We start from the raw sequence: 13292 nt of genomic DNA on the forward strand, positions 1-13292 counted from the left end.
GTCCCGCCCCACACCGCGGCCGCTCGCCTCGATCCGCTCGCGCATCACGCCGCCTCCCGCCAGGGCGCAACCGGCTCGATCCCGAGCCGCCCGCCCGTGTCGGTGAACCGCCCGACGCTCGCCAGGCGGCGCGATCCGTCCGGGCTCCGTTCGAGGTGCAGCACGTATCCGATGGCGCTGCAGACCTGGCGGGCGACGGCGTGATCGTCCATCCCGGCGAGGGCTCCGAGCGCCTCGAGCCGTGCGGGGACCTCGGCGAGGCCGCTTGCATGAAGCGTCCCCGCTCCCCCGTCGTGCCCCGTGTTGAGCGCCGTGAGCAGTTCGCGCACCTCCTCGCCGCGGCACTCGCCGACCACGATGCGGTCGGGCCGCATGCGCAGCGACTCCCGCACCAGCCGCGCGAGGTCGATCGCGCCGGCGCCCTCGAGGTTCGCCTGCCGCGCCTCGAGCGAGACGTGATGCGGATGCGCGATGCGCAGCTCGGCGACGTCCTCGATCGTGACGATGCGCTCGTGCGCCGGTGCGTGGGCGAGCAGGGCCCCCAGCAGCGTCGTCTTGCCGGTGCCGGCCGCACCGGTCACGAGCAGGTTCTCGCGCTCGCGGACGATCTGCACGAGCCAGCGGCGGGCGTCGTCGCCGAAGGATCCGCCGCGGCAGAGCGCATCGAGGTCGGCGCCACGCAGGCGCGGGATGCGGATGGACAGCGCCGTGCCGGATGTCGCCACCGGCGGCAGCACCGCGTGGACGCGGACGCCGTCCTGCAGCCGGACGTCGACGCAGGGCGTGGCGTCGTCGATGTGCCGCCCGCCGCGCGCGATCAGGGCCGTGGCCAGTTCCCGCACCTCGCGCTCGGACGCGCGCCACGCCGGATCCGGACGCGGCCCGTCGCCGCGGTCGACGAACAGGCCCGTGGCGCCGTTCACGAACAGGTCGGTGACGCCCGGATCCGCCAGGTACGGCGTCAGCGCCCCGAGCTGCCCGGCGGGCGCGGCCGGATCCCCTCGGTCCCCCGGCGCGGCTGGATCAGGGTCCCTGCGCGGCCGGGGCTGCACGACGAACGGTTCGGCCATATCCCGACGCTAGAAAGCGCCGAGCGCCCGCGCGGCGCCATCCTGTCCCAACCACCACAACCTCCGACGGCTGCCGCCCTGTGGACGACGGATACTCCCTTTCGTCGGTATACGCCCGCGCGGCGAGCGGCGTACGTTCGAAGCGCGGGCACGGCCCGCGCGGGTGTCCGGCACTGCCGGCCCCGGACGCCGCGAACGCGCGGCAGCACACATCGAACGGACGTCGCAAAGGAGCGCACAGCCAGATGAGCGCTGAGAACACCAGCATCGACCACCTGCTCACCGAGAACCGGAGGTTCGCTCCGTCCGCCGAGTTCGCCGCGGACGCGGTCGCGGGCGCCGAGCTCTACGAGAAGGCCGAGACCGACCGCGAGGGCTTCTGGGCCGACCAGTCGCGCGAGCTGCTCCACTGGAGCACCCCGTTCACGCAGGTGCTCGACTGGTCAAACCCGCCGTTCGCGAAATGGTTCGCCGACGGCGCGCTGAACGTCGCCTACAACTGCCTCGACCGGCACGTGGAAGCCGGCAACGGAGACCGCGTCGCGCTGCTGTGGGAGGGCGAGCCGGGCGACGAGCGCCGCCTCACCTACGCCGAGCTCACCGACGAGGTCAAGCGCCTCGCGAACGTGCTCGCCGACCTCGGCGTCGGCCAGGGCGACCGCGTGGCGATCTACCTGCCGATGATCCCGGAGGCAGTGGCGTCGATGCTCGCCGTCGCGCGGCTCGGCGCCGTGCACTCCGTCGTGTTCGGCGGGTTCAGCGCCGACAGCCTGCGCGCCCGCATCGACGACGCCGGCGCGAAACTCGTCATCACCGCCGACGGCGGCTGGCGCAAGGGCAAGGTCTCGCCGCTCAAGCCCGCGGTCGACCAGGCCCTCGCCGCCCGCAACGGCCTCGGCGAGCAGGAGACGGTCGAGCACGTGCTCGTCGTCAAGCGCGGCGAGAACGAGGTCGACTGGTTCGAGGGCCGCGACCTCTGGTACCACGACGTGGTGCCGCAGGCCTCGGCCGAGCATGAGGCGCAGGCCTTCGAGGCCGAGAACCCGCTGTTCATCCTGTACACGTCGGGCACGACCGGAAAGCCCAAGGGCATCCTTCACACCTCCGGCGGCTACCTGACGCAGGCGGCGTTCACGCACCGCAACGTGTTCGACCTGCACCCCGAGACCGACGTGTACTGGTGCACGGCGGACATCGGATGGATCACCGGGCACTCGTACGTCGTGTACGGCCCGCTCGCCAACGGCGCGACCCAGGTGCTCTACGAGGGAACGCCGGACCACCCGGAGCCCGGGCGCTGGTGGGACGTCATCCAGAAGTACGGCGTGACGATCTTCTACACCGCGCCCACGGCGATCCGCGGGTTCATGAAGCAGGGCCGGCAGATCCCGCAGGCGCGCGACCTCTCGTCGCTGCGCGTGCTCGGCTCGGTGGGCGAGCCGATCAACCCCGAGGCGTGGGTCTGGTACCGCGAGGTGATCGGCGCCGGCAAGACCCCGGTCGTCGACACGTGGTGGCAGACCGAGACGGGCGCCATCATGGTGTCCGCCCTTCCCGGCGTGACCGAGACGAAGCCCGGGTCGGCCCAGGTTCCGCTTCCCGGCATCTCGATCGACGTCGTGACGGATGACGGCCGGCCCGTCGGCAACGACGCGGGCGGGCTGCTGGTGATCACCGAGCCGTGGCCGAGCATGCTGCGCGGCATCTGGGGCGACCCGGAGCGCTTCAAGGAGACGTACTGGGACAAGTTCGCCGACCAGGGCTACTACTTCGCCGGCGACGGCGCCCGCCTCGACGAGGACGGCGACATCTGGCTGCTCGGCCGGGTCGACGACGTGATGAACGTCTCGGGCCACCGCCTGTCGACCGCCGAGATCGAGTCGGCGCTCGTCGCTCACGAGGCCACCGCCGAGGCCGCCGTCGTCGGGGCGTCGGATGAGACCACCGGTCAGGCGGTCGTCGCCTTTGTATGTATCAAGGAGAACTACCTCAGGGCGCACTCGACCGAAGGGCTCGTGGATCAGCTCCGACTGTGGGTGGGCGAGCAGATCGGCGCCATTGCGCGGCCGCGAGACGTGTACATCGTCAGCGAGCTCCCCAAGACGCGCTCCGGCAAGATCATGAGGCGGCTCCTGCGCGATGTGGCCGAAGGCCGCGAGGTCGGCGACACGCAGACGCTCGCGGACACGATGGTTATGAGTGTTATCAGCGACCAGGTCGCCAAGAAGTAGTTCTCGTCCCGACGACGCAATGTCGGTGGCCCTCCGTAGAGTCGGCGCATGTCTCAATGCACCGCCCCTATCGAGGGCCACCGCACCGCAAGCGGTGCCGCCTCCTGCCCCGTCTGCCGCTACAGATCTTCCCGCCGCGGAAGCCACTACTCACCGCACTCGACCTACACGCCGCCGAGTTCGGCCCACTCAACACCTACGCCACCGAGGCGGTTCCCGAGCTACGCCAGCAAGTCATCAGCCGGAGGCAGCGGCCGCAGGGCTTCGAGTCTCGCGAAACGGTCAGCTGTCTCCTATTCGATCAGCGAGTATCAGACCCTCAATCCGGTCCACGAGCAGGTTGTGCGGATCGCCCAGACGGACAACGATCGTCGCGACCTGTTCCTCTGCCACGCATGGGACGACCGCCAGAGCGCAGCCCTCGACTTCTACAATCTTTTAAGTGGCCTAGACGTCAAAGTGTGGTTCAGTGAGAAAGATGTTCCGCTGGGGACTTCGTTGCTTCGACAGATCGACAGGGGCCTAAGGAACTCTCGTGCCGGCGTGGTGCTCATAACCCCGGCCATGCTCAAGAGCCTCAACGCGGAGGGCATCGCAGACAAGGAGCTCTCGGCGCTCCTGGCGACCGATCGGGTTATTCCGGTCGCTCACGGCACCACTTTCGAGGCCCTGCGAGACGTGAGTCCCCTGCTCGCCGCACGATCGGGCCTCACCACGTCGGAGTACGCGTCGTTGGATGAGGTAGCCACCAAGATCGCCGACGCGGTGTTGCTCGATTGAGTTGCACGGCAGAGCAAACGCGCTCACTCGTCGCACCCACATCCTTCCACTTCACTTCCGTGAGCTCCGCGTTGCACACCGTTACCATGTCGATGTCCCGCCAGAGCAGAACCATCGCGCCAAATCTCTCGAACTGGTTGTGGATGCGTGCCTCCGACAGTACCGTGAGAGGTGCCTGGTCCCATCGAAGTCCGTATCAGATCGGAATACGTAAATGATCCCTCGTTTCCTTCGCCGTGCCACCGTGCTTGTCACAACAGTTGCTTCCCTTCTTGCAGCTAACTTGTTGCTCGCCGCCCCAGCCAACGCCGCTCCGGCGAACTGTCCGTCGGGGACCACCTGCCTTTGGGAGGACCCGAATTACCTCACCAACGGTTCCAGCGCCAGGCTCCAGTGGTACCGGTACTCCATTGCGAATTTCCGAAATTACACGTACCAGGGCACATCCATTAACCTTGCCAACACAGTGACATCTGTCTACAACAACGGAAACACCGACGCCAGTTTCCTCTTTACCGGACCGAATAAGGGAGGCGACGGGTTCATCCTGTACGTAGGCACGGGCAAGACCCAGGTTGGTTCTCTCTTCAATGACAACCTCGAGTCCGGCTACTTCCAGAGCTGCTTGCCCCCGAGCGTCTGTGAGTGATGCACGAGATTAGGCGCGCCGAAATATGACGACGAGGATCACTGGTGTTGGAGCGTTCGTATTAGCGCTTGTTCCACTAATCGCGGGCTGCACGATGACTACATCGAACACACCAACTCGCTCGATCAGCCCCACGCCAGTTACCGCGAGCTCCGCGCAATCAGAGGGCCTCGATACAGAACGTGATCGCTGGTCACTGCCTCTCGATGCATATCGCCCGGTGGTGGACATCGCCGAGAACTACGCGGAGCAGCTACTCCTGCAGCGATGCTTGGAACCTCTCGGGTATCCGTGGCCGGTACCGCGACAAGACGTAAACGAGGAGTTGCCCCCTACGCATAATCGGGTGGGCCACCGGCTGTTCGACGTTGATATCGCGAGGAATTGGGGTTATAGCTTCGCTGCTATCGCAACACCCAACGTCGTAGCGTGGGATAATTTTCGGTCTACAGTTTCTCGAACGGATAGCGCGGAGCGAAATTCAGCCATCGAGGCTTGCTTAGGTGAGATCCGTCGGGAGTACCCACCCACCCCCGCGGATGATGCGCCCCGCGTGTTATCCCTCGTTCAGAAGGCTGCGGCGACCGCGGCGAAGGACGCCGACGTCAGGGCCGCCAGCGAGAGATGGACTACGTGCATGGCACCGTTGAGTATCACGGATCTGCCTGCGGATCCGATGGCCATGCCCAGCGATTCCGTAGAGAAGACCTTCTTGAACTCAGCCATCCGGCCAACACCTGACGAAGTTCGCATCGCCGTCGCCGACGCCGAGTGTATGGAATCCAGCGGATACTCGGACGCCCTTTATCGCGCACAGAAGGCCGCCCAGCTAGACATACTAAACGAGCACCGGAGCGAACTCGAACAAATTCGATCCAATCTTTCCGACCGGCGCACGGCGGTGCTCGAGATAATATCGCGCCACAGCCCAGCCTCGTGACAGCGGGAAGTTTATGGCCACGCCACCATGACGTCACTCTAAGGAAGTCGTTGCGCTTAGCCTCCTCAAGTTGCACGCACTTCCAGATCAAATGTGAGTAAAAGTTACCTCGACTTCGACGGGCGAGTCGAGCGGCAGCACGGGCACGCCCACGGCCGAGCGGGAGTGCCGGCCGGCGTCGCCGAAGATCTCGCCCAGCACCTCGCTCGCGCCGTTGATGACGCCGGGCTGGCCGGTGAACGTCGGCACCGAGGCGACGAAGCCCGTGACCTTCAGCACACCCGTGAGGCGGTCGACGCCGCCGACGGCATCCGCTGCCGCCGCGAGGGCGTTCAGCGCGCTCTGGCGGGCAAGGGCCTTCGCGTCCTCGGCCGCGACCTCCGCGCCGACCTTGCCGATGGCGGGAAGCGATCCGCCGACCATCGGCAGCTGGCCGGAGGTCTGCACGACGTCGCCGTGCACCTTCGCCGGGATGTACGCCGCGACGGGCGGCACGACCGACGGCAGCTCGATGCCGAGCTCGGCCAGGCGCGCCGAGACGGTCACTGCTCGCCCTCGAACTGCTTGGCGGCCTCGGCGGCATGGCCGAGACCGGCGTTGGCGGCGCCGCCGCCGACGGGCCGCTTCAGGTAGGCGACGAGGCCCCCCTCGTTGTTCGGGACGACCTGCACGAGCTCCCAGCCCTGCTTGCCCCAGTTGTTCAGGATGGCCGCGGTGTTGTGGATCAGCAGCGGCGTGGTGAGGTACTCCCACGTGGTCATGGAGCGGTCCTTCCGGGTACGGCGCCGGCGTGCGAGAGCCGGGCGGGTGGCAGGGCGAGCGCCGCGACGCGCCCGGGATCCGGAAATCGCTCAGGCTGACGGCTTACGATCACCCTATGCCTCATGGAAAAAGGACGGCCAGCGGTGTGCTCGGCGGCCTGCTCGGCCTCGTCGGCCTGAGCGCGGTCGCCGGTCTTCTCATCACCGCGACGGTCACGCCCGCGATCGCCGTCTCCGGCTACGCGGCGTCGAGTGCGATCACGCTGTTCGAGAAGCTCCCGGGTGATCTCAAAGTCGACCAGCCGATGCTGCCGACCACCATCTACATCGATGACCCGAACAGCGACAAGCCGTATGAGCTCGCCTCGTTCTACGACCAGAACCGCACGCCCGTCGAGTACGACGACGTGTCGACGGTCATGTACGACGCGATCCTGTCCAGTGAGGACCCCCGCTACTACGAGCACGGCGGCGTCGACCTGCTCGGCACGGCGAAGGCCGTCGCGAGCAACCTCGAGGGCAGCGGTCAGACCCGCGGTGGCTCGTCGATCAGCCAGCAGTACGTCAAGAACGTCCTGATCCAGCGGTGCGAGCAGGATGCCGGCAATGAGGACGAGCGCCAGGCCTGCTATGCCGAGGCGATCCAGGCCGAAGGCCCCGAGGGCATCCAGCGCAAGCTGCAGGAGATGCGCTACGCGATCGCCATCGAGAAGGAGTACTCGAAGAACGACATCCTGCTCGGCTACCTGAACATCGCCAACTTCGGTGGCATCACGTACGGCATCGAGGCGGCCGCGCAGTACTACTTCGACGTCTCGTCCAAGGATCTCAGCATCGTGCAGGCGGCGACCCTGGCCGGCATCGTGCAGAACCCCAACCTGTACCGCATCGACCGTCCCGAGGGCACGTACACGACAAGTGACGGCACCGTCCTCAACACCGAGGAGAGCGGCTACGCCGAGACGAGGGATCGCCGCAACTACGTACTCACCCGCATGTACGAGGACGGCAAGATCACCGAGGCCGAGTACAAGGAGGCGCACGCAGCCCCGGTCGAGCCGAACATCCACCCGCGCACCAAGGGCTGCACGGCGGCCGGTGGATCGGCGTACTTCTGCCAGTACGTCAAGACGGTCATCGAGAACGACCCGAACTACGGCCCCGAGGCACTGCGTCGCGGTGGCCTGAAGATCTACACGACGCTCGACACGAACGTCCAGGGCCCGGCCGAGCAGGCGATGAAGGACTACGCGCCGGCCACCATCCCGGGCATGGACTTCGGATCGACGGCGGTCTCGCTCGAGGCCAACACCGGGCGCATCCTCGCCATGGCGCAGAACACGACCTTCAACGAGAGCGCCGAGGCACCGCCCGGCAGCACGTCGATCGTGTACGCCGCCGACAAGAATCACGGAAGCTCGCAGGGCTTCATGGTCGGCTCGACCTTCAAGGTGTTCACGCTGCTCGACTGGCTCGAGAAGGGCCACTCGATCAACGAGACGCTCAATGGCGTGAACCGACAGGCGTTCCAGGGCTTCCACTGCGACGGCGCGCCGATCACGCAGGGGACCAAGATCGACAACTTCCGTAAGGCCCCCGGCTACACCGGCTCGGTGGCGCGGTTTACAAGGGACTCGCTCAACTCCGGCTACCTCGCCATGGCTTCCCGGTTGAATTTGTGCGACATCCTGCGCGTGGCGGACAGGCTGGATGTGAAGACCGGCGACGGCAAGGTCATCTCCGAGTACCTCCAGGGCCCCTTCGACATCCTCGGATCGTTCAACATCGCCCCGATGACGATGGCGTCGGTGTACGCGACCATCGCGAACAACGGCCTCCAGTGCCCGCCGAAGGCGATCGACCGGATCACCAACGCGGCCGGCGAGGAGCAGCCGCTGCCCGAGGCCGGCAACTGCGAGCAGAAGATCGCGCCCGAGGTGGCGGCCACGGCAGCCTCCGCGCTCGCCGGCGTGATGAGCAGTGGCACGGGTAGCGATGCGAACGCCTTCGACGGTACGCCCGTCCTCGGAAAGACCGGTACGCATGAGCAGTTCCAGACGTCGATGGTGCAGTCGTCGACCAAGGTCGCGACGTTCGTGTGGGTCGGCAACGCCAAGGGAGAGGCCGACCTGTTCCGGACCTACACCCCCGCCGGCGTCGCATCCAACCTGCGCTACGCGATTTCCCGGACGATTCAGGGAGCCGCGAACGCGCACTATCCGGGCAGCCAGTTCCCGCCGCCGGACCCGAACCTGAGCCGACTCATCCTGTCCGACCTTCCCAACGTGGTCGGCATGTCGACGCAGGACGCCCAGAACAGGCTCTGGGCCGCGGGCTTCGTCCCGTCCGTCGGCGAGCCCGTACCCGGCACGCAGCCGGAGGGCGTGATCGAGACGCAGAACCCCGGCGCCGGACGCGTCGCGGGCGGCACGACCGTCACGATCCACCCGAGCAACGGCAAGGGAAGCGCGGTTCCGGACGTCAAGGGCCAGTCGATGGAGAGCGCCTTTGCGTCCCTCGCGAACGCCGGTTTCACGCCGCAGCAGGGCGAATGCGAGAAGTCGAAGAACGCCGGAGCCGGCCGGGTCACCGGCACGTCCCCCGAGGCCGACGAGGTGCTCACGCAGGGCGCGACAGTGACGGTGAACTACGAAGCCCGCAAGTGCGGCGACGACGACTAGTGGGTTCTCTCGCTCGCGGCGCGGCCGCGCTGGGTGCCGTCGCGGCGGCCGGTGCGGCCGCGGCCGTCTGGGGTATCGGGATCGAGCGCTACCTGTTCACCGTGCGTCGTCACGTGATCCGGATGCTCGAGCCGGGCTCGGCGCCGATCCGCATCCTCCACATCTCCGACGCCCACATGGCGCCGTGGCAGCACCGCAAGCAGCGGTGGATGGCCGGGCTTGTCTCCCTGCGCCCCGACCTCGTGATCAACACCGGCGACAACCTCGGACACGTCGACGGCATCGACGGCATCCGTGAGGCGCTGTCGCCGCTGGCTGGCGTTCCCGGGGTGTTCGTCCACGGCTCGAACGACATGTACGGGCCTGGCCCGCGCAACCCGTTCCTGTACTTCACGGGTCCCTCGAAGTGCCCGCCGAAGGCTGTGCGCCTCGACACGGCGTCGCTCGATGCGTTCATGACCGATGACCTTGGGTGGCACAGCGTCGACAACGGCGCCGCGACCGTGACGGTGCGCGGCCAGCGCATCCGCCTGTTCGGCGTGGGCGACGCCCACCACGGCCTCGACGACATGGAAGCGGCAGCCGCGGCACTCGGCGAGCAGCCCGATGCCCCGTTGACCCTCGGGGTCGCGCACGCGCCCTACCGGCGGGTGCTCGACGGCTTCAGCGACCGCGGCGCCGACGTGCTGTTCGCCGGGCACACCCACGGCGGCCAGGTGCGGGTGCCGTTCTACGGCGCGCTCGTCGCCAACTGCGACATCCCCCTCCGCCAGGCCCGCGGCCTGTCGACGTGGGCCCACCGCGGCCGCGTGGTGCCCCTGAACGTCAGCGCCGGTCTCGGCCACTCGATCTACGCGCCCGTGCGCTTCGCATGCCGCCCCGAAGTCTCGCTGATCACCCTCGCCCCGCGCGCCTGATCGACTTGTGGTCGCGGTATCGGGCCCCGAGAACGTGCTGACGCGCGCGGTCCTCTAGCCTGCCCCGGGCTGCTCGGCCCTAACCTAGCGAGCCCAAGGCTGCCTCTCCGGTGTCCACTCATCGGTCCATAGATCCTCCACTCACGCGACTCGCGGGCGCGTCCACACGTGGCTCACAACGGCGCGACCAGCAAGGCACTGCTGCAGATTCGCGATGCCGAAGGATGCGGCTCCGCCGCTGGTGCATCCGGTGCGGTAGTAGTGGGAGCAGGTCACTGCAAGCAGGGCGGCCTCGCGTTCGGCCACCGAAGACGGCGGCATGAAGATCAGCTGTGGCAGTTGGACCGCGAACAGCATTGATGATCATGGCCCGTGGCTGAAGTGATCGGCGCTCTGGAGACGACGTGAAGCTTTGAGGTTCCAGCCCCCGGCCACCGCGACCGCAACGGACTGCGACCGTCGTCGTCGATGTAGCGCCTCACCGGGCGCGTGGCCGGAACGCTCACAGCTCTGCGGCCCATTCCGCCGCAGAGAACCTCACGCGCCTCCACCGGAGAGCCAGTCGACCCTCTTCCTGCTTATGGGGGCCCAAAGACAGACCAGGCGAGCGCCGCTCTGGCGACTGCGACAGCGGCGACGCTGTGCCACGGTGAGCGGCGCGCCTCGACGGCCGTTCGGATTTCACCGATCTCTCTTCCCTGAGATTCGAACTTAGCGTCGACGGCGCGATTTCGTTGCTCCCATTCCCCTTGACTCACTTTGCCTGCGACTGACGTAGTCACGTCGGAACGCAGTTCTCGGATGTCCTCTCTCACGTCGTCGAGGCGCGCGACGACCACCGCGAGGGTCGTGGCCTGATCTTCTGGAGCTGTCATGCGCGCGGACGGAAGACCACGCCCAGGCCTCCGGCGATGGTCGTGACGACAGACAGCACGCCGCCAGATACCGCCGCGATTAGCAGCGCAGCATCGCCGTCGACCACTCCCGCTGCGGCCAGCGTTCCCATGGTCGTAATCGCTCCTCCACAGACCGCGCCCGCGACGAGTGCCACGACGTAGGCCGTCGTACGCACCGCGGGGTGGAATGCCGGTGAGGAACTAGTGTCGAGCTCGAGATCAGTCATGTCAGTAGACACCTCCGTGTACAGCGATCTGCAATGCCCAGTCGTGATCGCTTAGATTGACAAAGTTCTTCGGATCTGCGTCGAGCGGCGGGACCGCAATAGAACCCTTCAAATGGGGGTTCTTCTTCACGAACTCCGTCACCGCGAACCGGTGATGCTGGTAGTCCTCCTGCGTGCCGAAAACCTTGACACCGTCGGCGAAGCGCCCGATCTTGCCGTCCGACGCTCGCCGGTAGTACTGAGCAGTCATGCCGCCACCTCGCCTTCTTTTCTCGCTGGTTGGTAGGGAGCGAACGAGGTTGAACCGACGCGGATCACCAGGCAGCTCGACATGCCAGGGCTCGTAGGCGTATGGCCTCACGAGTCCAGCCCGTTCACACGCGGCCGCATCGCGGGCCGGGTTGGCGAGATCGCCCGCCACGAATCGAACGTGCGCAAGACGCTGCGTTTCATCGTCTGGATCGTCAGCGGGGTTGAAGCCCGGCAGGCCTGCCCGCCACCCGTCGAACAAGCGCTTTTGCTCGAGATAGAGACGCCCAGCGGAGACCAGCGGGGGCGAACCGGCGGCCCGCCACGACGTAACGAAGTTTCGTCGGGCGTACATGCCGGTCCCTGGCAGTCGGATGATGTCACGTGCACTCATGTTTGCGTTCCTCGAAGGGAAGCTTGGTACGGGTGCCCTCGGCGCAGGGCGCGGTCTGTCCTGAACTAACGCAGCGGCGCGCCTGCCCCTCCCAATCGCAGCGGTTCGATTCGTTGGGATAGAGGCGTGCGTATGCCCATTCGTCCTCGGCGGTGCGGTTGAGGGCGCTCGACCTTCGCGTTCGTCTGCGGCCAGTAGGGCCGCGTTCGACGGTGCTTCACTCCCTTGCCGAGCGCGTCTCGGAAGGCGTGGGAGCGGTAGCAGGCCCCATTGTCGGTCATCACCCCGATGACCGTGATCCTCGCGTCGGCGAAGAACGCTCGGGCGCGGACCCAGAAGCCCGCGGCGGTCTCCTTGCGTTCGTCGCCGAGGATCTCGGAGTAGGCCAGACGGGAGTGATCGTCGATCGCGTTGTGCCCGAACGCGTAGCCGGCCCCCGTCTTGGGGTCGCGGTTGCCTGCCGCCCGGCCGAGGGCGCGGTGCCCGCCGCCTTCGGAGATGCGGCCCTGCTTCTTGATGTCGACGTGGACCAGCTCGCCGGGCTGGGACGCCTCGTAACAGATCGGCTTGGGCTTGCGGACCGGCAGCCCGGTGAACCGGTCCAGGTGCTTGAGCAGCGACATCCTGTAGCGGGCCAGGACCCGCCCCACCGTCGAGCGAGCCAGGCGCAGGTGATACGCGATCCGGTGAGGCCCCCAACGACGGGTGAACCGCAACGCGATGATCCGCCGCTCCGTCCGCCGCGGCAACTGATGCGGCGACGACACGGTCGTGAGGACCTGTCGGGGAGCGGCTCGCCGGAGGCGTAGCGCTTGGCCCACTTCGACACCGCCGGGCGAGCGGTTGAACCGTTCCGCTGCCCGCCGGATCATCCAACCGGCATCGACGATCGCGGATGCGAGATGACGACGCCCCTCCGGCGTCAAGGGCTCGTTAGCGTGAGTCACGAGGGCCTCCGTTGTGAGGAGTGAGTGTGGTATCCCACATCATCCCGGAGGCCCTCACCTCAGCTCACACGTTCACAACGTGTCGGTGAGCTACAGCTCGGCATGCCATTCCTCAGGTCCACGCGCGGGCAGCCGCCGGCGTAGCTGGCGTCCCGGCGGTCCACGTCGGCGCCCACCGGCGTGCGCGGCCGGTGCGCTGGCAGCTGCCGCCCGTACGGCCGGCCTGAGCGGGATCCGTGCACGAGGTTGAGACAGCCCAAGGGTCTGTCCCTGGCGGCAGACATACTTTGTTGCCGATCCAGACGTCCCCCACGGTCGCCCCTGGCCCTCTTCCGATCGGAGTGATGTGTCCCGTCTTTCCCCTCCCTTGCGACCGCGGGACTGGTCGACAAGAGACCTGATTCGCACTCAGCCGGGCAGCCCCTAGCTGTAGTTCCCCGTGAGGTTGTGAACGCGTGAGGCCGGGGTCTGGCCGCCGAGGGCGGTGTGGGGTCGGTGGTGATTGTAGTGATGCAACCAGGCCGGGAACGCGGCGACGCGAGCGGCTTCG

13 protein-coding genes and 1 pseudogene are annotated in these 13292 nt (G+C 67.2%); 6 read left to right on the top strand and 8 right to left on the bottom strand.

Annotated elements, in window-relative coordinates:
• Positions 1-44 precede the first annotated feature (44 nt).
• Positions 45-1070, bottom strand: a complete 1026-nt coding sequence (locus tag IR155_RS14665; protein WP_135115542.1) for a TadA family conjugal transfer-associated ATPase — start codon at positions 1068-1070, stop codon at positions 45-47.
• A 245-nt stretch (positions 1071-1315) separates the two neighbouring features.
• Between IR155_RS14665 and acs the strand changes: the two genes are divergently transcribed.
• The 4 genes from acs to IR155_RS14685 all read left to right on the top strand — a co-directional run bounded on the left by acs (position 1316) and on the right by IR155_RS14685 (position 5670).
• Positions 1316-3301, top strand: a complete 1986-nt coding sequence (acs, locus tag IR155_RS14670) for an acetate--CoA ligase (protein WP_135115543.1) — start codon at positions 1316-1318, stop codon at positions 3299-3301.
• Positions 3302-3643: 342 nt separating this feature from the next.
• The gene (locus tag IR155_RS16305; RefSeq protein WP_233441226.1) at positions 3644-4081 is read left to right on the top strand and encodes a toll/interleukin-1 receptor domain-containing protein; all 438 of its coding nucleotides are present in this window, start codon (positions 3644-3646) and stop codon (positions 4079-4081) included.
• Positions 4082-4295: 214 nt separating this feature from the next.
• Positions 4296-4730 carry a peptidase inhibitor family I36 protein gene (locus IR155_RS14680; protein ID WP_135115545.1) on the top strand — a complete coding sequence of 145 codons (435 nt, stop codon included), beginning with the start codon at positions 4296-4298 and terminating at the stop codon, positions 4728-4730.
• Between the two features lie 223 nt (positions 4731-4953).
• Positions 4954-5670, top strand: coding sequence for a hypothetical protein (locus IR155_RS14685; protein WP_135115546.1), 717 nt, complete (start codon positions 4954-4956; stop codon positions 5668-5670).
• An 87-nt stretch (positions 5671-5757) separates the two neighbouring features.
• On the opposite strand, the gene IR155_RS14690 is transcribed toward IR155_RS14685, so the two are convergent.
• Positions 5758-6216 carry a RidA family protein gene (locus tag IR155_RS14690; RefSeq protein WP_135115547.1) on the bottom strand — a complete coding sequence of 153 codons (459 nt, stop codon included), beginning with the start codon at positions 6214-6216 and terminating at the stop codon, positions 5758-5760.
• On the bottom strand, positions 6213-6431 hold the full coding sequence (locus IR155_RS14695; protein ID WP_135115548.1) for a DUF4177 domain-containing protein: 219 nt from the start codon (positions 6429-6431) through the stop codon (positions 6213-6215). Before IR155_RS14695 ends, IR155_RS14690 begins: the two co-directional genes overlap by 4 nt.
• Before the next feature lie 116 nt (positions 6432-6547).
• Here IR155_RS14695 and IR155_RS14700 point away from each other — a divergent pair, with 116 nt between their 5' ends.
• On the top strand, positions 6548-9112 hold the full coding sequence (locus IR155_RS14700; RefSeq protein ID WP_228067361.1) for a transglycosylase domain-containing protein: 2565 nt from the start codon (positions 6548-6550) through the stop codon (positions 9110-9112).
• Entirely contained in the window at positions 9112-10029 is a 918-nt protein-coding gene (locus IR155_RS14705; RefSeq protein WP_233441227.1) for a metallophosphoesterase, read from the top strand. Before IR155_RS14700 ends, IR155_RS14705 begins: the two co-directional genes overlap by 1 nt.
• A gap of 141 nt (positions 10030-10170) precedes the next feature.
• On the opposite strand, the gene IR155_RS14710 is transcribed toward IR155_RS14705, so the two are convergent.
• The 5 genes and pseudogenes from IR155_RS14710 to IR155_RS14730 form a co-directional block, all read right to left on the bottom strand.
• Positions 10171-10386 (bottom strand): hypothetical protein, encoded by a 216-nt coding sequence (locus tag IR155_RS14710; protein ID WP_135115550.1) that lies wholly within the window; start codon positions 10384-10386, stop codon positions 10171-10173.
• A gap of 514 nt (positions 10387-10900) precedes the next feature.
• The gene (locus IR155_RS14715; RefSeq protein WP_135115551.1) at positions 10901-11152 is read right to left on the bottom strand and encodes a hypothetical protein; all 252 of its coding nucleotides are present in this window, start codon (positions 11150-11152) and stop codon (positions 10901-10903) included.
• 1 nt (position 11153) lies between these two features.
• Positions 11154-11795, bottom strand: a complete 642-nt coding sequence (locus tag IR155_RS14720; RefSeq protein WP_135115552.1) for a hypothetical protein — start codon at positions 11793-11795, stop codon at positions 11154-11156.
• A 100-nt stretch (positions 11796-11895) separates the two neighbouring features.
• Positions 11896-12742: pseudogene (locus IR155_RS14725) on the bottom strand (IS481 family transposase); the annotation flags it as partial.
• A gap of 423 nt (positions 12743-13165) precedes the next feature.
• Positions 13166-13292 (bottom strand): integrase core domain-containing protein (locus tag IR155_RS14730; protein WP_167760812.1); only part of this gene is annotated, 127 nt, incomplete at its 5' end.

The organism is Microbacterium paludicola (assembly GCF_015235415.1).
GTDB classification, from domain to species: domain Bacteria; phylum Actinomycetota; class Actinomycetes; order Actinomycetales; family Microbacteriaceae; genus Microbacterium; species Microbacterium paludicola.

Coding starts and splice junctions, on each gene's coding strand:
- IR155_RS14710 (WP_135115550.1), bottom strand. CDS start 10,386: ATGCTGTTCGCGGTCCAACTGCCACAGCTGATCTTCATGCCGCCGTCT.
- IR155_RS14665 (WP_135115542.1), bottom strand. CDS start 1,070: ATGGCCGAACCGTTCGTCGTGCAGCCCCGGCCGCGCAGGGACCCTGAT.
- IR155_RS14700 (WP_228067361.1), top strand. CDS start 6,548: ATGCCTCATGGAAAAAGGACGGCCAGCGGTGTGCTCGGCGGCCTGCTC.
- acs (WP_135115543.1), top strand. CDS start 1,316: ATGAGCGCTGAGAACACCAGCATCGACCACCTGCTCACCGAGAACCGG.
- IR155_RS14680 (WP_135115545.1), top strand. CDS start 4,296: ATGATCCCTCGTTTCCTTCGCCGTGCCACCGTGCTTGTCACAACAGTT.
- IR155_RS14695 (WP_135115548.1), bottom strand. CDS start 6,431: ATGACCACGTGGGAGTACCTCACCACGCCGCTGCTGATCCACAACACC.
- IR155_RS14720 (WP_135115552.1), bottom strand. CDS start 11,795: ATGAGTGCACGTGACATCATCCGACTGCCAGGGACCGGCATGTACGCC.
- IR155_RS14715 (WP_135115551.1), bottom strand. CDS start 11,152: ATGACTGATCTCGAGCTCGACACTAGTTCCTCACCGGCATTCCACCCC.